We start from the raw sequence: 19722 nt of genomic DNA, 5'->3' as shown, positions 1-19722 counted from the left end.
AGGGATGGCATCATGCGGCGGGTGCTCAGTAACGGCTCGTTTTTACGCTTCTATTTGCTGTTGGGCATCGCGCTATTAGTGGTTTTTGTGATCGCCTTAGCGGGGCGCTCCTTTATCGAACAGGTGCGCCGTGAAGACTATCGTGAGCAGCTCGCCGCGCTGCCTATGTCGTTGATGACGCAACAGCTCGCCGACGCACCGGTTGAACAGCGAAATGCTCTGCTTGAGCGTTTTTCGGAACAGCTCGATTTACAGCTGACCCTGCAGCCTATCAGCGATGCGGATTTGGGATTTTTCGAACGGTCACGCCTGGAGCAGGGCAAAATACTGGTGGCTGAAAGCCCCTGGCTACTGCAACAGCGTTTGCCCGGCGACACCTGGCTGCTGCAAGCACGACTCGATGACTGGAGTGAGCACCAGTGGCATGGCAGCATTGAGTTGCTTGGTGGGTGGCTCGCGGCAGCGCCCGCGGCAGAGCGTGATGGCCGCATTGCCCAATTGCGTCCAGGGAGTTGGCCGTTGCAGCTTTTGCCTTCGTTGCCTGCGGGACTAACGGCGGCGCAGCAGGCTCAGCTGGCCAGGGGCAACGTCATCACCCAACTTGTTTCTGATAAGCTTTCAATTACGCTGCTCTATCAGTTGCCAGGCGAGTCACAATGGCTGCAAGCGGGGCCTATTTCCCGCGGCGACACCTTACCGCTGAATTTGCACTTACCCCTTTTGATGGGGCTGATGATCGTTCTCAGCCTGATTATTTATTTGATTATGCGCAGTATCGAAGCCCGCATGGCGCGGCTGGAGCTGGCTGCCACGCGGATTGCCAGTGGCCGCCTGGAAACCCGGGTAAAGGTAGAGAGCGGCGACTTTTTAGGCCGCTTGGGGATGGCTTTTAATGGCATGGCCAATCAGGTGCAGAGCCTGCTGCGCGGTCAACAGGAGATGATTCGGGCGGTTTCCCACGAGCTGCGCACCCCGGTCGCGCGTATTCGCTTTGCCGTGCAGATGGTCGAGGATATGACCGACCAACCCGCCATTCGCCGCCAGCTTCAGGGGATCGATGCGGACATTGCCGAGCTTGATGAGTTAGTTGATGAAATTCTCACCTATGCGCGACTGGGTGGAGAAACGGTTAATGGCGCTGAGCTTGAAACGGCGCTGGTAGAGTGTCGGGCCATGGCGGAACGGGTGATTGATACGCTGTCGCCGCTGCATAGGGGCTTAGCGTTGGCGCTTGCGCCTGGTCCTGAAATCGAGCTGCTGGCGGAGCCGCGCTATCTTCAGCGTGCGGTGCAGAATTTAGTCGGCAACGCCTGCCGCCATGCCAAGTCCCAGGTGATGATTCACCTCTGGGATGAGCCCAATCTGGTGCGTATTGACGTTGAAGACGACGGCCCCGGCATTCCGCCGGAAGCGCGGGCGGATATTTTCAAGCCGTTTGCCCGTCTGGACGATAGCCGTGCTCGCAGCTCTGGTGGCTACGGGTTAGGGCTTTCGATTGTGCAGAAAATCATGGCCGGGCACGGTGGTAGCGTGACCATCGATACCAGTCCCTCTTTGGGCGGCGCGCGCTTTACGCTGCTGGTTCCGCGTCGCGATCCGCAGGCTTGACCCCGGATAGCACTGCAAAGGAGGTCTCCCGCGCCGTGCGTAAAAAATCCTGCATCCATGGCGCTTCGCGGGTCTCTTCGCGAATCGCCGCATACAGCGTGCTCCATACCCCATGCTCGCCTAGCTTCACCGCGCTAACGTAATCGCGCTCTAAATACTCGGTGAGTGCCCAGTTGGGTAGTGCACACACGCCACGCCCGCTGGCCACCAGCTGCATCATCATAATCGTCAATTCGGCGGTACGAATCTCCTGAGGACGCACGTTCGCCGGTTGCAAAAACTGGGTGAAAATATCCAATCGCGACTGCTCAACGGGGTAGGTAATCAACGTTTCCTCAGCCAGTGCCTGGGGCTCTATAAACCCCCGGCCAGCAAAAGGGTGCTGGCGGGCGACGGCCAGTAACCCTTCATAGCGAAACAGCGGGGCGTAGTGAATGCCCTCAAGGGGCTGGGGGTCAGCGGTGATCACCAGATCCAGCTGCTCTCGGGCAAGCGCCGGAAGCGGGTCAAAGTGGTGTCCACTGGGAATGTCGATTTCCACTTCCGGCCAGTGATCGCGAAAATAGTCCACTGTGGGCATTAGCCACTGAAAGCAGCTGTGGCACTCAATGGCCATATGCAAACGCCCCTGCTCGGTGCCTGCCAGGCGCGCCAAATCACGCTCCGCCTTGCGTACTTCAGGCAGTACCTGGTCGGCTAGGGCGAGCAGCCGCAGCCCCGCGCGGGTGAATTCCACCGGGCGGGTTTTACGCACAAAAAGTGCGCTGTCCACGCGGCTCTCAAGATCTTTAAGCTGGTGCGAAAGCGCCGATTGGGTCAAATGCACGCGATCGGCAGCATCGACCAGGGAGCCGGTTTCGCGCAGAGCCAGCAGCGTGCGTAGGTGTCGTAACTCAATCATGTAGTGGCTCAATCATCGTGAGTGTTTTTCATCTTTACTATTAGAAACTTTAGTTTGATTCATCAAGGCCTGGTGCCCAGACTGTGTGAATTATTTCACGTTGGTAGGGTTCATCATGACAGTTTCTCATATTCTCGGCTATCCCCGCATCGGCGCTCAGCGCGAGCTAAAAAAAGCCACTGAAGCATACTGGAAAGGCGAGTGTACGCGTAGCGAGCTGGAAAACACCGCTCGCGAGCTGCGTTTGCGCCACTGGCAGGCACAGCAGGACGCGGGTTTGGATTTCGTTAGCGTGGGCGATTTCGCATTTTACGACCAAGTGTTGAACGTTTCAGTGGCGCTGGGGGCTGTGCCTGCCCGCTTTAACGCCAATAATGAAGTGGCAGGTGGCGATATCGATCTCGACACCACCTTTCGTATGGCCCGCGGTAGAGCCCCCAGCGGTGAGCCCGCCGCAGCCTGTGAAATGACCAAATACTTCGATACCAACTACCACTACCTCGTCCCCGAACTGCACGAAGGGCAAACCTTTACTCTGGCATCCAACCGGCTGTTTGACGAAGTGGATGAAGCGTTACGTGCGGGTTTTACCCCGAAAGTAACGCTGACGGGGCCGCTGACTTGGCTATGGCTTGGCAAAACCAAGGGCGGTGATTTTGACCGCCTGACGCTGCTCGACAGCGTACTCGACGTGTATGGCGAAATATTAGCGCGGCTTGCCACCCAAGGCATTGAGTGGGTGCAACTGGATGAGCCTGCGCTGGTGCAGGATCTGCCGCTGGCATGGCAGCAGGCCTATGAGCGTGCCTATCATCGCCTTCAGTCTGCGCCGCTAAAACTATTGCTAGCCACTTACTTCGGCGGCTTGGGCGATAACCTATCATTGGCGACCCGTTTGCCCGTGGCAGGGTTGCACATTGATGCCGTGCGCGCCCCCCAGCAAGTCGAGGGTGTGATTGACCGCCTTGGCCCCCATCAGGTGCTATCGGTGGGGTTTGTCGATGGTCGCAATATCTGGCGGGCCGATTTGGCTGCCTTGCGAGAACGCCTGCTGCCGTTGAAAGTGCGCCTGGGGCAGCGGCTTTGGTTGGCACCCAGCTGCTCGCTGCTGCATGTGCCGGTGGATTTGGCCCAGGAGACGGAGCTTGGTGATGAGCTGATCAGCTGGCTGGCTTTCGCGCGGCAGAAACTTGACGAGGTGGTCACCTTGGCGCGCTTGATCGATAACCGCGCCACGCCTGCCGATGAGCAGCGACTGGATCAGGCCACACGGGCGCTGGATGCCCGGCGTGAATCAACGCGTATTCACCAAGCTGAGGTCAGTGAGCGTTTGGCGGCGGTTCGCCCCGCCGATAGCCAGCGCCGGGCGCCTTATGGTGTGCGTTCTGAGGCTCAGCGTCGCGCGCTTAAGCTGCCGCTATTCCCCACCACGACGATTGGTTCTTTCCCGCAAACCGATGCGATTCGTGCCGCCCGGCGTGCTTTTAAGGCCGGTGAATTGGCATTAGCCGACTACGAAGCCCGTATGCAAGTTGAAATTGCCTACGCCGTTGAGCGCCAGCAGGCGCTGGGGATCGATGTGCCAGTGCATGGCGAAGCCGAACGTAACGATATGGTGGAGTACTTTGGCGAGCAGTTGGAAGGCTTTGCGTTTACCCGTTTTGGCTGGGTACAAAGTTACGGTTCACGCTGCGTGAAGCCGCCGGTGATCTTCGGTGACGTATCGCGCCCCGCCCCGATGACGGTGCGCTGGAGCGAGTACGCCCAAACTCTGACCGATAAGCCCATGAAGGGCATGTTGACAGGGCCGGTGACGATTCTACAGTGGTCGTTTGTGCGTGATGACCAGCCGCGGGAAACCACCTGCCGCCAGATTGCTTTGGCACTGCGCGATGAGGTGTTGGATCTGGAAAAAGCCGGGATCAAAATTATTCAAATCGATGAGCCAGCGCTACGCGAAGGGTTACCGCTGCGCCAACATGAGTGGCAGTCGTACCTTGATTGGGCGGTAGAGAGCTTCCAGCTAAGCGCTGCAGGTGTGGCCAACACCACCCAGATTCATACCCATATGTGCTACTCGGAATTCAACGACATCATTGGCGCGATTGCAGCACTTGATGCCGATGTCATCACCATCGAAACGTCGCGTTCGGATATGCACCTGCTGGATGCCTTCCAGGACTTCGCTTATCCCAATGAAATCGGCCCAGGGGTTTACGATATCCACACCCCCAATATTCCCGAGGTGAGCTGGATGGTCGATTTGATGGAGAAAGCCCTGGAAAAAATCCCCGTCGAACGGCTGTGGGTGAACCCGGACTGCGGCTTAAAAACCCGTGGTTGGGCGGAAGTAGAGCCAGCGCTGGCCAATATGGTGGAAGCGGCTAAGGTGTTACGTCAACGCTATGCGTAAACGGGCAGAGGGCAGAATCCCTCCCGCTGCCCTAAGCAGCGGGGGAGTGCTGACTTTTCGATGCCTAGCTTTTTGATGCATAGGCGTAGAGCAGGGTTTCCTGGGCACTAATGGCATCGCTGTCGCCCGGATTCTGGAGTAGGTAGCTGCCGTCGGTCTGGAGCAGCCAGCTCTGGCAGTTATCCACCAGGTAGGTCTCCAGGTCTTTGCGTACCCGGGTGGCGAGCTTCTTATCCAGCAGCGGGAAGCACGTCTCCACACGGTGGAACATATTGCGCGCCATAAAGTCCGCGCTTGAGCACCAGGTCTCCGACTTGCCATCATTGTGGAAGTGGAACACCCGAGTATGCTCCAGCAGACGACCAATAATCGAGCGCACGCGAATGTTGTCGGAAACGCCCGGTACCCCTGGCTTCAAACAGCACATACCGCGAATAATCAAATCGCACTCTACCCCCGCCTGTGAGGCCCGGTAGAGCGCTTTGATAAGCTTGGGCTCGGTTAATGAGTTGCACTTAATAATGATGTGCCCGCGCTTACCCTTACGCGCTATCTGTGCTTCCCGGTCGATCATTGCCACCAACCGCTCATGCAGCGTGAATGGCGCGTGCAACAGCGTGTCGATTTTGCGTGCGCGGCCCATTCCAGACAACTGTTGGAACACTTTATGAACATCGGCACACAACGCTTTGTTAGCAGTCAGCAGACTGTAGTCGGTATATAGCTTGGCGGTTTTAGAGTGGTAGTTACCGGTGCCCAGGTGCGCGTAGTAGCAAAGATCGCCTTTTTCACGGCGCACAATGTGCAGCATTTTGGCGTGGGTTTTGTACGCCATAATGCCGTAGACAACGATTGCCCCCGCTTCCTGCAAGCGTGAAGCCAGCTGTAGGTTGTCGGCCTCATCAAAGCGCGCGCGCAGTTCAATGACCACAGTGACTTCTTTGCCCTGGCTGGCCGCTTCCACCAGTGCGTTAACAATGGCCGAGTCTGCGCCGGTACGGTAAAGGGTCTGCTTCACTGCCAGTACATTTGGATCCCGGGCGGCTTCGCGCAGCAGGTCTTCAATCGGTGTAAACGACTGGAAGGGGTGATGGAGTAAAATGTCGTTCTTGGCGATGGCCTCAAACAGGCTACCCGCTTTGAGCGCTTTGGGAATGCTGGGGGTGAACGGCCGATAGAGTAGTTCGGGGCGATCCACATCCCCCAGTACCGACATCATACGGGTTAAATTAACCGGCCCTTTGACGCGATATAAGTCGTCACTTTCCAGTTCAAACTGGCGCAGCAAAAAGTTGGTCAAGTCATCAGGGCAACTGTCGGCGACTTCCAGGCGCACACCGCTGCCGTAGCGGCGTGCCAGCAGCTCACCGCGCAGCGCAGAGGCGAGATCCGAAACCTCCTCTGGGTCAACGCTCATATCCGCGTTGCGGGTCAGCCGGAATTGATAGCAGCCGCGTACGCTCATGCCAGGAAACAGCTCCTCGGCATGGGCATGAATCATCGAAGAGAGGAAAACATATTCCGAGAATCCCTCCTCGCATAGCTCCTTGGGCAGTGCCATCAGACGCGGTAGCGAGCGCGGCGCGGGAAGAATCGCCATCCCCCCGGCGCGACCAAACGCATCTTTGCCTTCCAACTCAACAATAAAATTGAGGCTTTTATTCACCAACCGCGGGAAAGGGTGCGAGGGGTCGAGGCCGATCGGGCTAATGACCGGCATAATTTCATTATCGAAAAACGCTTTAACCCAGGCTTTCTGCTCATCAGTCCACTGATCGCGGCGACGAAAACGCAGTCCATGGGTTTCCAGCGCGGGTAACAAGGTGTCGTTGAGTATCTGATACTGGCGATCAATTTGCGCGTGGGCAAGCTGCGAGATCTCCGCCAACACCGCTTTGGGCAGGCGGCCATCGGCGGCGGTGGTGTCGTCGCCCAGGGCAATTTGATGCTTCAAACCCGCCACTCGAATCTCGAAAAACTCATCCATGTTGGAGGAGAAGATCAGCAGGAACATTAGCCGATTGAGCAGTGGGTGGGCGTCATCTAAAGCCTGCTCCAAGACGCGGATATTGAACTGTAGATGCGACAGCTCGCGGTTGAAGTAGAGCTGGGTATCGTCGAGGTCGGTTTCAGGCTGTGCTTCACGTGCCTGGACGCCGGTTGGGGTACGGTTAATCCGTAGCGGCGTATCGCCGTCGCTGCTGGTGTGATCGGTAGACGACAGTGGTAAGGAATCTGAAGCTTGCTCGTCCATAGTGGATCTCCCCGCGTTGATAGCTCGAAGGTATCATAGCCTGATACTGGTATATCAGTGCAGTATGCGGGGAGAAGATGACAAAAAGGTGTCACCAGGTTGTCATCTTTAGCGTTGCTGAAGTAACCGCGCTGCATCTAGGGCGAAGTAGGTCAGAATGCCATCTGCGCCTGCCCGTTTGAAACACATCAACGACTCCAGTATCACCGGCTCCGCTTCTAGCCAGCCGTTGTCGAAGGCCGCGCGGTGCATGGCGTACTCGCCGCTGACTTGGTAAGCGAAGGTGGGTACCTGTAGCTCGCTTTTTACCCGCCGCACGATATCTAGGTAGGGCATGCCGGGCTTGACCATCACCATGTCGGCGCCCTCGGCGATATCCATGGCTACTTCGTGGAGCGCTTCATCGCTGTTAGCGGGATCCATTTGGTAGGTGCGCTTGTCCGCTTTGCCCAAGTTAGCAGCCGAACCGACTGCATCGCGAAAAGGCCCGTAGTAGTGCGAGGCGTACTTGGCGCTGTAGGCCATAATACGCACGTTATGCAGATGTTCCTGCTCCAACACCTGGCGAATCGCACCAATCCGGCCATCCATCATATCGGAAGGGGCGACCACATCGGCCCCCGCTTCGGCATGGGAGAGCGCCTGCTTGAGCAGGGTATCCACTGTGCGGTCATTCTGGACATAGCCGTGTTCGTCAAGAATGCCGTCTTGACCGTGGCTGGTATAAGGATCCAGCGCCACGTCCGTGATAATGCCTAATTCGGGTAGCGCTTCTTTAAGGGCACGCACGCTGCGCTGAACTAAACCGCTAGCGCTATAGGCCTCTTCAGCAAACTCACTCTTGTGCTCGGAGCCAACCACAGGAAAGAGTGCCAGTGCTGGAATGCCCAGTTCATACGCTTCGCGAGCTTGCTCAATCAGCAGATCAATAGACAGCCGTTCAACGCCGGGCATGGAGGCGACGGCTTCGCGCTGATTGATACCTTCCAACACAAAAACGGGCAGAATCAGGTCGGATGGACTCAGGCTGTTTTCCTGCATCAATCGGCGTGAGAAATCGTCGCGGCGCATACGGCGCATGCGCGTGGCGGGAAAGTGGCGGGCAGTGGGTGTACTCAAGAGGGCTCTCCATTAGAGGTCGTAAAAATCAGTGATCGTGAACATTAAGGATCGCAAATCAACATGCCCGAAGGCCTGGAATCAGTATATCAGCCATGCCCTGCGGCGAAAGCCGTCTTGTGGCGACACGGCAGACTGACTAAAGTGAGCGACAGCTTTGCTGTATTGCGTTCGGCAGACCCTGGGATAAGGAGATAGGCATGACCAAACAGGTGGCAGTGATTTTAGCTGGCTGCGGCGTTTACGATGGCTCGGAAATATATGAGACCACGCTAACCCTGCTGCGCTTGGATCAGTTGGGCATTGGATACCGCTGTTTTGCCCCCGATATTGAGCAGCACCATGTGGTTAACCACCTCACCCAAGAAGTAGTGGAGGGCGAGCAGCGTAACGTGTTGCTGGAGTCCGCTCGCTTGGCGCGAGGGGAGATCAGCCCACTGAGTGAATTAGTGGCTAATGATTTTGACGCAGTGATTGTGCCCGGTGGTTTTGGCGTTGCCAAGAACCTTTCGGACTTTGCCAGTGCCAGCGACAATATGCAGGTGTTAGAAGCGCTAAAAGAGGCGCTGACGGGCTTTCACCAAGAGGCCAAGCCGATTGGTTTGATGTGTATTTCCCCCGTACTTGTGCCACGCCTATTGGATGAGGGCATTGCGGTAACGGTGGGCAATGACCCGGCGGTTTCCGGGGCGATAAGCGCCATGGGTGGGCTACACCGCACCTGTAGCGTAGAAGATATCGTGGTGGATTTTGAGCACCGGGTGGTCACCACACCCGCTTATATGCTGGCAACGCGGATCAGCGAAGCCGCAACTGGTATTTTTAAACTGGTGGATCGCATTGCAGAAATGATGGATTAAGCTCGCCACTGTGCTGATACAAAAGCCGCCGCCATTGATCATGGCGGCGGCTTTTAAATATCTGGACGTTGATCCCAGTGCTTAGAGGTCTGCTTCTTGCTCTTCGGCAGTCTCTTTCTCCTCTTTGCGCTTGCGCACCAGGCGACCAAACAACAGCCCGACTTCATAAAGCAGATACATCGGTACCGCCAGTAGGCTCTGTGAAATCACATCCGGGGGCGTTAGCAGCATGCCGACAACAAAGCAGCCTAGTAGGATATACGGGCGCTTTTTAGACAAGCTTTCCACCGACGTAGCGCCAGATAAGATAAGCAAAAAGGTCGCAATAGGAATCTCAAACGCTACACCGAAGGCAAAGAACAGCTTAAGAACGAAGTTCAGATATTGGTTAATGTCGGTCATCACGGCGACGTTTTCCGGCCCGGTTTGGGTGAAAAACTCAAACAGCAGCGGAAAAACAACGTAATAGGCAAACGCCGCGCCGCCGTAGAAAAGCGCAATGCTCGAAACCAGAATCGGAATCGCCAGCGCTTTCTCATTGTCGTAAAGCCCCGGGGCGATAAACGCCCAGGCTTGGTGTAGCACAAACGGAATAGCGATAAATACCGCGACTACCAGAGTGAGTTTGAACGGCGCTAAGAATGGCGAAGCGACTTCCGTAGCGATCATCTGCGAGCCTTCGGGCAGCAGCGCCATCAACGGCTCGGCAACAAAGGTGTAGATATCATTGGCAAAGGAGTAGAGGCCCAAAAAGACCACCAGGATAACGATCACGGCGCGCATTAGTCGTGAGCGCAGCTCGATCAGGTGCTCAATCAGGGGGGCTTGGCTCTGCTCTTCCCGCGGCTCCTTTGAATCGCCAGACATGCTCATTGGTGATTACGATCCTTATTAAGTGCAGCCGACTCAGGGTTAGGCGTTTCAGGTTCGGCCTCGCGGGTGGGCGCAGTCGAGGCAGATGATGACGGAGGTGTTTCTTCACGCACCGTTTCCTCTCGCACCGTTTGCAGGGCGTCATCCAATCGAGAGCTGGCCTGGGCAACGCGCTGCTCAGTGTCACTCTTATCAGTGTCGCTCTGCTGCGCTGGTGCAGCGTCTGACGGGCTATCGGCAATGCTCTCTACGTCCAGCTTCGCTTTCTTCAAGCTGTCATCGAGCTTCTTTTGCTGTTCATTGAGCTTTTGGCGCAGCTCTTCTGCTTCCAGTTGGGCGCTGATTTCACGCTGCATACCGGATACCGTACGCTTGATTTTACCAATCCACATGCCCGTCGTACGGGCGGCGCGGGGCAGCCGCTCCGGGCCAAGCACCAACAGCCCGACGACCCCAATCAGCATCAGTTCAAGAAAGCCGATATCCAGCATGGTTTATTTGCGCTCTTCGTTGCGGTCGTGGGCGGCTTGTTTCTCTTCGGCTTGAACGTCGTAAGTGTTGCCCGGCTCTTCATGGCTCACTTTGGCATGGGGTTGGTCGGCGTCCTCTTTGTCCGCCTCTTTATTTTTCTCCTCGTCGTGCATGGCTTTCTTGAAGCCCTTGACCGCCCCGCCTAGGTCGGTGCCCACGTTACGCAGTTTTTTGGTGCCGAAAACCAGAATGATGATGCCCAGCACAATCAGCAACTGCCAAATACTAATACCACCTAACATATGCGTGTCCTCTTGCGAGCAGGTTAACTATCGATTGAGTGCTATCTATTTTAGTGAGTGCTACCTATTTTAGCGCTATCTCTTTTACCACTGAGCCAATGAATACAAGCCCTATGGCTAGGAGCAGTACTACAGTACGCGCGTTACCACTATGCGACAGCCATATGTGGCAACTATGGTTGGCGGGCGGCTTTTTCCTCGTGTCCGGAAATGCCGAAACGCCGTGCCAGTTCGTCTAAAACGGCCTGATGATCCATCCCCAGGTGTGACAGCATCACCAGGCTATGAAACCACAGGTCGGCGGTTTCAGAAATCAATGCTTGGCGTTCAGCCTCGCTACCATGCTCGGCATCTTTTGCCGCAAGCACTGTTTCTGTTGCTTCCTCGCCTACCTTTTCGAGTATCTTGTTCAAACCCTTATGATGCAAGGAGGCAACATAAGATTCTTCTGCCGCTGCATGGCGTCGCTGCTTTAGCACCTCATTGAGCGTATCCAGCACATCAGTATGGCTAGTCGAATTGTTAGGCGATAATGCGTTGCTGTCCATGGGAATCCTCGTAAACGTTTAGTGCGTCACTCTATTGCCATACCAGCAACAGTAGGCCAATGGCGGCGGCCGCTAGTATCGGCCACTCCTGAAGTGCAATCCAGCCGCTTAAGGGCTGCCAAGCCAGTGCCAGCGCCAGCAGAATCAAGCCAAGCCGAAGGCGGTAGAGGCGTTTGCCCTGGCGCGCCATCTGCACCCGCATGTCGTTGATCGATTCGACTTGCTGGTGGCGCTGGCGATGCTCGTGCTCCATACGGCTTAGCGCCTGGTGAGCCAGTACGGGCAGTTCGGGCAACTGGTGCGAAAGCTCCGGCGCCTGGCGCTTCAGCGACTCCCATAAACCGCTGACCCCGGCACGCTCTTTCATCCACTGCTCTAAATAGGGCTTGGCGGTACTCCACAGATCTAGATCCGGATAGAGTTGGCGTCCCAGGCCTTCAATATTGAGCAGCGTTTTCTGCAACAGTACCAGCTGCGGCTGTACTTCCATATTAAAGCGCCGCGCGGTTTGAAACAGCCCCAATAGCACCTGGCCGAAGGAGATATCTTTCAACGGCTTTTCTAAAATAGGCTCACAAACGGTGCGAATCGCCGCCGCGAATTCGTTAGCGCGGGTGTTTTCACCCACCCAGCCGGATTCGATGTGCAGCGCAGCGACTTCATAATAGTCCTGGTGGAAAAACGCCAGTAGGTTACGCGCTAAGTAGTCCTGATCTTCCCGGGTCAGGCTGCCGACGATGCCGCAATCGATGGCAATGTATTGGGGATCTTCGGGGTTGTCACAGTTGACGAAAATATTGCCTGGGTGCATATCCGCGTGAAAGAAGTTGTCACGGAATACCTGAGTAAAGAACAGCTCGACGCCGCGCTCTGCAAGCTTCTTCAAATTAGTGCCACGAGCAATCAGGGTATCTAAATCGGCGACCGGAATACCGCGAATGCGCTCTTGCACCATCACATGGCGGCGGGTGAAGGGCCAGTAGATGGTGGGCACAAACAGCAGCGGTGAGTCTTTGAAGTTGCGCTTGAGCTGCGAGGTGTTGGCGGCCTCTTTGTAGAGATCCAGCTCGTCAAACAGCGTGGCTTCGTAGTCGCGAATGACTTCCACCGGACGCAGGCGACGCGCCTCGGGGATTTTGGAGAATAGCTTGGCGACTTGGTACATCAGCGCCATATCCTGACGCATCACGCGATCAATGCCGGGGCGAATGATTTTCACCACCACGTCTTCACCGCCGTGCAGTCTTGCCGCGTGCACCTGGGCAATCGACGCCGAGGCCAATGGCACTCGGTCAAACTCAGCAAAGGCCTCTTCCAGCGACATTTCCAGCGCTTTCTCGACCCGGTCGGCGGCTTGATCACCGGGAAAGGGCGGCACCTGATCCTGCAGGCGTTTCAGCTCATCGGCGATATCCGCTGGCAGCAGGTCGCGACGGGTCGAGAGCATTTGGCCGAATTTAATAAAAATCGGCCCCAGTGCTTCCAGCGACAAGCGCAGACGTTCGCCCCGCGAGCGCTTGCCAACGGGGATCAAACGTAGCGGAGAAAACCATAGCAGCGCCCGGAGCCACCAGGGCAGCCGCTCTAGCGGCAGCAGTGTGTCAAGCCGGTGGCGGCTGATCACCCAGCTTATCCGCAGCAGACGCAGGCTCATGGGCGCGACTCCTGTGGCGCAAGCTGTAGCTGTTCTAGACGTCGCTGTAAGCGGTTTAGTCGCGCTTCCAGGCGATCGGTCGCCACCTCTAACTCGGTCAGATGCTCGCGCAGTAGGCTACGCTGCTGCCGCCCTGGCAGCAGGCGTGCCTCTTCAAAGACATATTCAGAAACATCCTGCATCAGCTCGTCTTTGGCACGCAGCCCCCAGCGGGCAGCGCGGCGCAGCCCCTCGGCCAGGGAGTGGGCGGGCATATCGCCCAGCCAGCGGGCCAGCTCGCTCTCCCAGTCGATGTCCAGGTCGAAGAGCAGGTCTCGAGTGGCTTCAAGCAGATGGATACGCCCGCGCACCGCCAGCTTGCCGTCAAACATAAGGCGTTCAATCGAGGCGCCGCTGATCCACTCGGAAAACGTTTCCGGAGTGAGCTCTACCACTGCGTCTACGTCGGTTTCATCAACGTCATCGCCGCGCATCAGGTCGAGCCCGGCGTGATGGTAGTGAATGACCAGTGCTAAGTGGGGCTGCTCAAGGCGCACCAGTAGACGGCTGCCCGCCAGTGCCGCTAGCCGTTCAGGAGCAGCGGGGTCACGGGAGAGCAGGGCGTTGAGCGTGCGTTCACAACCGGCCAGCAGCAGGGTCGGGGTTACCAGCATGCTGACCTCTTGGTAGATAGCGTCATCGGCCGCAGGGACGTTGTCTGGCTTTTGGACGTCATGCTGTTTTGCAATGTCGCACTGCTTTGAAATGTCATAACTTAATGCCGCGGTGCAGCGCAACGATACCGCCGGTCAGGTTGGTGTACTCAACCCGCTCAAGTCCCGCCTCTTCCATCATGGCTTTAAGCGTTTCCTGATCCGGGTGCATGCGAATCGACTCCGCCAGATAGCGGTAGCTGTCGCCGTCCCCCGCCACCAGTTCACCCATTTTGGGCAGCAGGCGGAAAGAGTACTCATCGTAGGCCTTGGAGAGCAGCGGGTTATTGGGCTTGGAGAACTCCAGCACCAAAAGGCGACCACCGGGCTTGAGCACTCGGGCCATGGAGCGCAACGCGGCGTCTTTGTCGGTGACGTTACGTAGGCCAAAGGCAATGGTGATGCAGTCGAAGCTGTTGTCGGGAAACGGCAGACTTTCGGCATTGGCTTGAACATACTCGACGTTGCCGCCTACACCGTTATCCATCAGTTTGTCGCGGCCCACTTTGAGCATGGAGGCGTTGATGTCGGCAAGTACGACTTTGCCCCGGGGGCCAACCAAACGGGAGAACTTAAGCGTTAAATCCCCTGTGCCGCCCGCGATATCCAGCACGTGGTGACCAGGCCGCACCCCTGCGCGTTCAATGGTAAGACGCTTCCAGACTCGGTGGATGCCCATAGACATCAGGTCGTTCATCACATCGTAGCGGGCAGCCACGGAGTGGAAAACATCGGCCACTCGTGAAGCTTTTTCATCAACTGGGACTTCCTGAAAACCAAAGTCAGTGGTGCGTTTTTCTGTGGGGCTCATTGGGCAGTAGCTCCCGAATTCGAGGCGATGGCAAATCGACCTTAGGTCTTTTGACCCTGAGATCGACGCGATTAAAAGTTAACGCCATTGTAGCCTTGTCCACCCTGGCTTGTCTGCCTGGCTTCTTGTATAGGATATGAGTCAGGTAGTCACAGTTGCTTGAATTGAATGCTGGCGGGCTCTCGCGAGGCACCGGCCTCTTTTAAACGCTGCAAGTAGTTGTTCCAGTAGGCTTCTTGGTGGGTCGCGAGGTCATACAGGTAGTTCCAGCTAAATAGCCCGCTGTCATGGCCATCATCGAAGTGCAGTTTCAGTGCATAGTTGCCCGCCTGAGTAATATTTTGCAGGCCGACATCTTTTTTACCCACTTGCAGTACCGCGGTGTCGCCGCCGTGGCCACGCACTTCGGCGGAAGGCGAATAGACGCGTAAAAACTCAACCGGGAGGTGAAAACTCTCCCCATTGGCGTAGCCAAGCTCCAGCTCGCGGGCCTGTTTATGGTAGTGAACCCTAGTGGGGGTGGGCGCATTCATGATGAAACCTCATCGCTAAGTGTCCATGGCTTATGAACATAGCAGCAAGCCCGCAAAGAGCGGGCTTGCTGTTGCTGACGGTACCAATGCAGATAATAACAGCAGACGCAGCTTACAAAATATACCGCGACAGGTCTTCGTCGACCGCCAGTTCGCCAAGCTGAGCATTGACATAGTCGCCGTCAATTACCAGCGGGCTCTCCATATCGCCGCCTCGGAAAGAGGCTTCTTCCAATAGCCGCTCCATCACTGTGTGTAGGCGGCGGGCGCCGATATTTTCAGTGCCTTCGTTGACCTGCCAGGAGATCTGAGCGATGCGCTCGATACCGTCGGGAGTAAACTCTACGTCCAGCCCTTCGGTGGCCAGCAGCGCTTGGTACTGCTTGGTCAGCGAGGCGGAGGGCTCGGTGAGAATGCGCTTAAAGTCGTTGGGCGTTAGCGCGTCAAGCTCAACGCGGATCGGCAAGCGGCCCTGTAGTTCAGGGATCAGATCCGATGGGCGCGACAGGTGGAAAGCACCGGAGGCGATAAACAGGATGTGATCGGTTTTAACCATGCCGTACTTGGTCGAGACGGTGGAACCCTCTATCAGCGGCAGCAGATCTCGTTGGACGCCCTCACGGGAGACTTCGCCACCGCTGGACTGGCCGCTACCCTTGGCGACTTTATCGATCTCATCCAGGAATACGATGCCGTGTTGCTCGACCGAGTAGACCGCGCGGGATTTGATCTCTTCCTCGTTGACCAGCTTGCCCGCTTCTTCATCGCGCAGCAGTACCAGCGCCTCTTTGACTGTTACGCGGCGGTTTTCACGCTTCTGCTGGCCCATGTTGGAGAACATGCTCTGCAGCTGGCTGGTCATCTCTTCCATACCTGGTGGCGTCATGATATCGATGCCTTGGCCCTGGGAAGAGATTTCGATATCGATCTCTTTATCGTCCAACTGCCCTTCGCGAAGCTTCTTGCGGAAGGTCTGGCGGGTGCCGCTGTCTTCCCGCGGCTTGTCTTCCTGGCCACGGGGCGGCGGCAGAAGGGCGTCTAGCACGCGGTCTTCTGCAGCATCTTCGGCGCGGTGGCTAACTTCTTCTTTGGCCTGTTCGCGCACCATCTTGATCGCCGCTTCCATTAAGTCGCGGATAATCGACTCTACATCACGGCCTACATAACCAACTTCAGTAAACTTGGTCGCCTCGACTTTAATAAACGGCGCTTTAGCCAGTTTGGCCAGGCGGCGGGCAATCTCGGTTTTACCCACACCGGTGGGGCCGATCATCAAAATATTTTTAGGAGTGACTTCTGGGCGCAGGTCGTCATCGAGCTGCATACGGCGCCAGCGGTTACGCAAAGCAATTGCCACGGCGCGTTTGGCATCCTGCTGGCCAATAATGTACTGGTCTAGAGCGTGAACAATTTCGCGGGGTGTCATCTGAGTCATATAAGTAACCTTAGTGTGCAGTGAGCGGCGCTTGGGGATCGCGTGAGTTGATTAGCGATCGTCAGTCGACAGCTCTTCGAGGGTCACGTGGTGGTTGGTGAATACACAGATATCACCAGCGATCGAAAGCGACTTCTCGGTGATTTCACGCGCCGACAGCTCGGTATTTTCCAGTAGCGCCCGGGCGCTGGCTTGGGCGAAGTTGCCGCCAGAGCCAATGGCAATAATGCCGCGCTCGGGTTCGACTACATCACCGTTACCGGTAATGATCAGCGAGGCGCTGTGGTCCGCAACGGCGAGCAGCGCTTCCAGGCGGCGCAGTGCCCGGTCAGTGCGCCAATCTTTGGCAAGCTCAACCGCTGCCTTGGTCAAATGGCCCTGGTACTTTTCCAACTGCGCTTCAAAGCGCTCAAACAGCGTGAACGCATCCGCCGTGCCACCTGCAAACCCGGCCAGTACCTTACCGCGGTAGAGGCGGCGTACTTTGCTGGCGTTACCTTTCATTACGGTATTGCCCAGCGATACTTGGCCGTCGCCAGCGAGGGCGACCTGATTACCACGACGAACGGAGACAATAGTGGTCATGGAGATAACTCCTTGGGGGAGGCGAGCTCCCGATGACTGGCAGGCCACTCAATAAGCGACCATTGTTTAAGCGTTCACAACAAAATGCGGGCGGCTGATAAAAAATCAACCGCCCGCAGGGTAATCCAGGAGGGATTATTAGTTTTGCAGTTGGATAAGCAGCGGCTCAATTCCTTGGGTATTCATTAAATCCTGGGCCCGGTTCAACTCACGGGTGTCCTCGTAAGGTCCCACTTGTACCCGGTGCCAGGTATTGCCATCCGCCTTTACTTCGCTGATTTCCGCCAGCAGGCTTAAATTGCGCAGTCGGCCGCGCAGCTGTTCGGCGTCGCTGGCTTCACGAAATGAAGCCGCCTGAAGCATATAGCGCCCTGGGGTATTGGTGGCCGCTTCATTCTCCTGAGCCGCCGATACCTGATCTTCAGGTCGGGTGTTGGCGGCAATCACCTGGGCGATGGGGTCGTCGCCTGCAGCGCCAGAGGCCGCAGCACTATCGGCTGTCGGTTCGGGAGCCTCCGGGCGCACAACGCTTGAAGGCAGAGAGACGCCGGGGGCAATGACCTCGGTTTCCGGCAGCAGGGTATAAAACTCAAACGTCGGCATCGACGGTTCAGCGGCTTCCTCGGTTTCCCGAGCGGCGGCGCGTTCTTCGCTACCCGAGGGCTTGGGCAGTACCGTGGCTTGAGGTGCTTCGCTCTGCTCTTGCCAGGGGGCGGTGCCGTGCTGGTGCTGAGCCAAAAAGAAGCCCGCCGCCATACCGGCAAGACCCCACAGCCAGCCGGGTAGGCGGAAGCCGCCGCCTGAGCTGCGTTTGGACTTGCGCTGCGATGTGGCTCCGCGGCGGGGGGCGGGCTTTTTGCGCGGGCTAGCCATTGCTTACATCTCCTCTGGGGCGCTAACCCCCATTAAGTCAAGCCCGTTGCGCAGCACTTGACGGGTGGCGAGGCCCAGCGCCAGGCGCGTATTGCGCAGGGTGTCGTCTTCGACCATTACTTTGACGGCGTTGTAGCAGGTGTGGAAATCACCGGAAAGGTCGAGCAAATACTGGGCAACCTGCTGTGGCTCGCGGTTTCTGGCGGCGGTTTCCACGACTTCAGGGAAGCGCGCTAGCCGGTTAAGTACGGCTTTCTCCTGGTCGCTGTCCAGCAGCGCTAGGTTGGCCAGTGCCAAGGCGTGATCAAACGGCTGGTCGGCATCCTGGGCTTTGCGCAGCATGCTGCAGACCCGGGCGTGGGCGTACTGGATGTAGTAGACCGGGTTGTCATTCGACTGGGAGCGGGCCAGGTCGATATCAAAGGTGAGCTGCGAGTCGGCGCGGCGAGCGGCGAGGAAGAAGCGCGTGGCGTCGCGGCCCACTTCGTCGATCAAGTCGCGCACAGTGACATAGCTGCCGGCGCGCTTGGAGAGTTTTACCTCGACGCCTGAGCGGGTAACCATGACCATCTGGTGGAGCACGTAGTCGGGCCAGCCTTTGGGAATGCCCACTTCCAGTGCCTGTAAACCGGCGCGTACGCGGGTGACGGTGGAGTGGTGGTCGGCACCCTGCTCGTTGATCACGGTTTTGAAACCGCGCTGCCACTTGTCCAGGTGGTAGGCCACATCAGGCAGGAAGTAGGTGTAGCCACCCTCGCGTTTGCGCATTACGCGGTCTTTGTCATCACCGAAGTCGGTGGTGCGTAGCCACATGGCACCATCTTCTTCATAGGTGTGGCCTGCGCTCACCAGTTTTTCAACAGTGGCGTCCACCTTGCCATCTTCATAGAGTGAGGACTCTAGGAAATAGACGTCAAACTCCACACCGAAGGCTTTTAGATCCAGATCCTGTTCGCGACGCAGCCACGCCACGGCAAACTCTTGAATGGCGTCTAAATCATCCGGGTCTTTTTTGGCAGTGACTTCGCGGTCATCGGCACTGACCGTTTTGCCTGCCAGGTAGTCGTTGGCCACATCGACGATATACTCGCCGCGATAGCCGTCTTCGGGCCAGCTATCGTCGTCAGGGCCTAAGCCTTTCACCCGCGCTTGTACCGAACGCGCCAAGTTGGCGATCTGGGCGCCCGCGTCGTTGTAGTAGAACTCGCGGGTGACATCAAAACCGGTGGCTTCGAGAAGGCGGCATAGGCAGTCGCCAATCGCTGCGCCCCGACCGTGACCTACGTGCAGCGGGCCGGTGGGGTTGGCGGAAACGAACTCGACCTGCACTTTCTCACCTTTGCCCATCATGCTGCGGCCAAAGGTGTCGCCGCAGTCGAGTACCTGGGCAACGATTTGCGCTGCGGCATCGGCGGCGGCGAAAAAGTTGATAAAGCCGGGGCCCGCAATCTCGGTTTTTTGGATAGCGTCGCTTCCGGGTAGCGCTGCAACCAGCGCGTTGGCTAATTCACGCGGATTTTTGCCTGCCGGCTTGGCTAACATCAGCGCCAAGTTGGTGGCGTAATCGCCGTGGGCCTTGTCTTTGGTAGGATCCACTTTGATGGTGGGCTGAAGGTCGTTTGGCAGCACGCCTTGGTGCTTGAGCGCGGTGATCGCGCCTTCGAGCAGAGAAACTATCGTATCTTTCATGTGGGTATCCGGTTACGTCTGTGGCGGCGTGTGCTAACGCGCAGCAGTAAAGGTGCGTCGGCAAAGCGGCTATTATCGGCAATTGAGCCGCAGTTTCAAAG

18 protein-coding genes are annotated in these 19722 nt (G+C 57.1%); 3 read left to right on the top strand and 15 right to left on the bottom strand.

Features of this window, described 5'->3' with window-relative positions:
- Window positions 1-12 precede the first annotated feature (12 nt).
- Window positions 13-1608, top strand: a complete 1596-nt coding sequence (locus tag RO22_RS21915) for an ATP-binding protein (protein WP_041159400.1) — start codon at window positions 13-15, stop codon at window positions 1606-1608.
- On the opposite strand, the gene RO22_RS21910 is transcribed toward RO22_RS21915, so the two are convergent.
- The gene (locus tag RO22_RS21910) at window positions 1571-2509 is read right to left on the bottom strand and encodes a LysR family transcriptional regulator (protein ID WP_022522094.1); all 939 of its coding nucleotides are present in this window, start codon (window positions 2507-2509) and stop codon (window positions 1571-1573) included. The genes RO22_RS21915 and RO22_RS21910 overlap by 38 nt on opposite strands.
- 115 nt (window positions 2510-2624) lie before the next feature.
- Here RO22_RS21910 and metE point away from each other — a divergent pair, with 115 nt between their 5' ends.
- Window positions 2625-4922, top strand: coding sequence for a 5-methyltetrahydropteroyltriglutamate--homocysteine S-methyltransferase (metE, locus tag RO22_RS21905; RefSeq protein ID WP_041159399.1), 2298 nt, complete (start codon window positions 2625-2627; stop codon window positions 4920-4922).
- Between the two features lie 64 nt (window positions 4923-4986).
- Here the strand turns inward: metE and ppk1 are convergent, their stop codons facing one another.
- Both ppk1 and hemB read right to left on the bottom strand, forming a co-directional pair.
- A complete protein-coding gene (gene ppk1, locus RO22_RS21900) occupies window positions 4987-7176 on the bottom strand; it encodes a polyphosphate kinase 1 (protein ID WP_041159398.1) in 2190 nt (729 codons plus the stop codon).
- Window positions 7177-7284: 108 nt separating this feature from the next.
- Complete coding sequence (gene hemB, locus RO22_RS21895; protein ID WP_022522097.1) at window positions 7285-8295, bottom strand: porphobilinogen synthase; 1011 nt, start codon at window positions 8293-8295, stop codon at window positions 7285-7287.
- 200 nt (window positions 8296-8495) lie between these two features.
- Between hemB and elbB the strand changes: the two genes are divergently transcribed.
- Window positions 8496-9155, top strand: a complete 660-nt coding sequence (elbB, locus tag RO22_RS21890; RefSeq protein ID WP_009287444.1) for an isoprenoid biosynthesis glyoxalase ElbB — start codon at window positions 8496-8498, stop codon at window positions 9153-9155.
- 81 nt (window positions 9156-9236) lie between these two features.
- On the opposite strand, the gene tatC is transcribed toward elbB, so the two are convergent.
- The 12 genes from tatC to argS all read right to left on the bottom strand — a co-directional run bounded on the left by tatC (window position 9237) and on the right by argS (window position 19621).
- Window positions 9237-10028, bottom strand: coding sequence for a twin-arginine translocase subunit TatC (gene tatC, locus RO22_RS21885; RefSeq protein ID WP_009287443.1), 792 nt, complete (start codon window positions 10026-10028; stop codon window positions 9237-9239).
- Window positions 10025-10519 (bottom strand): Sec-independent protein translocase protein TatB, encoded by a 495-nt coding sequence (tatB, locus tag RO22_RS21880; RefSeq protein ID WP_022522098.1) that lies wholly within the window; start codon window positions 10517-10519, stop codon window positions 10025-10027. Before tatB ends, tatC begins: the two co-directional genes overlap by 4 nt.
- A 3-nt stretch (window positions 10520-10522) precedes the next feature.
- Entirely contained in the window at window positions 10523-10801 is a 279-nt protein-coding gene (gene tatA / locus RO22_RS21875) for a Sec-independent protein translocase subunit TatA (protein ID WP_022522099.1), read from the bottom strand.
- A gap of 173 nt (window positions 10802-10974) precedes the next feature.
- On the bottom strand, window positions 10975-11349 hold the full coding sequence (locus RO22_RS21870) for a phosphoribosyl-ATP diphosphatase (protein ID WP_027958642.1): 375 nt from the start codon (window positions 11347-11349) through the stop codon (window positions 10975-10977).
- A 31-nt stretch (window positions 11350-11380) separates the two neighbouring features.
- Entirely contained in the window at window positions 11381-13003 is a 1623-nt protein-coding gene (gene ubiB / locus RO22_RS21865) for a ubiquinone biosynthesis regulatory protein kinase UbiB (protein ID WP_027958643.1), read from the bottom strand.
- Window positions 13000-13656 carry an SCP2 domain-containing protein gene (locus tag RO22_RS21860; protein WP_027958644.1) on the bottom strand — a complete coding sequence of 219 codons (657 nt, stop codon included), beginning with the start codon at window positions 13654-13656 and terminating at the stop codon, window positions 13000-13002. The genes ubiB and RO22_RS21860 overlap by 4 nt, the downstream gene beginning before the upstream one ends.
- Window positions 13657-13750: 94 nt before the next feature.
- Window positions 13751-14506 carry a bifunctional demethylmenaquinone methyltransferase/2-methoxy-6-polyprenyl-1,4-benzoquinol methylase UbiE gene (ubiE, locus tag RO22_RS21855; RefSeq protein WP_009287442.1) on the bottom strand — a complete coding sequence of 252 codons (756 nt, stop codon included), beginning with the start codon at window positions 14504-14506 and terminating at the stop codon, window positions 13751-13753.
- 149 nt (window positions 14507-14655) lie between these two features.
- A complete protein-coding gene (locus tag RO22_RS21850) occupies window positions 14656-15039 on the bottom strand; it encodes a gamma-butyrobetaine hydroxylase-like domain-containing protein (protein ID WP_027958645.1) in 384 nt (127 codons plus the stop codon).
- Between the two features lie 112 nt (window positions 15040-15151).
- Window positions 15152-16474, bottom strand: a complete 1323-nt coding sequence (gene hslU / locus RO22_RS21845) for an ATP-dependent protease ATPase subunit HslU (protein WP_009287441.1) — start codon at window positions 16472-16474, stop codon at window positions 15152-15154.
- Window positions 16475-16525: 51 nt separating this feature from the next.
- Complete coding sequence (hslV, locus tag RO22_RS21840) at window positions 16526-17059, bottom strand: ATP-dependent protease subunit HslV (RefSeq protein ID WP_039859441.1); 534 nt, start codon at window positions 17057-17059, stop codon at window positions 16526-16528.
- A gap of 138 nt (window positions 17060-17197) precedes the next feature.
- Window positions 17198-17932 (bottom strand): SPOR domain-containing protein, encoded by a 735-nt coding sequence (locus RO22_RS21835; RefSeq protein WP_039859439.1) that lies wholly within the window; start codon window positions 17930-17932, stop codon window positions 17198-17200.
- A gap of 3 nt (window positions 17933-17935) precedes the next feature.
- Entirely contained in the window at window positions 17936-19621 is a 1686-nt protein-coding gene (gene argS, locus RO22_RS21830; protein ID WP_041159397.1) for an arginine--tRNA ligase, read from the bottom strand.
- Between the last annotated feature and the right edge of the window lie 101 nt (window positions 19622-19722).

The sequence above is a fragment of the Halomonas sp. KHS3 genome (assembly GCF_000830495.1).
Lineage (GTDB): Bacteria > Pseudomonadota > Gammaproteobacteria > Pseudomonadales > Halomonadaceae > Vreelandella > Vreelandella titanicae.
Note: the sequence above shows the minus strand (reverse complement) of the source record. Positions and strands in the feature narration are given on the sequence as shown.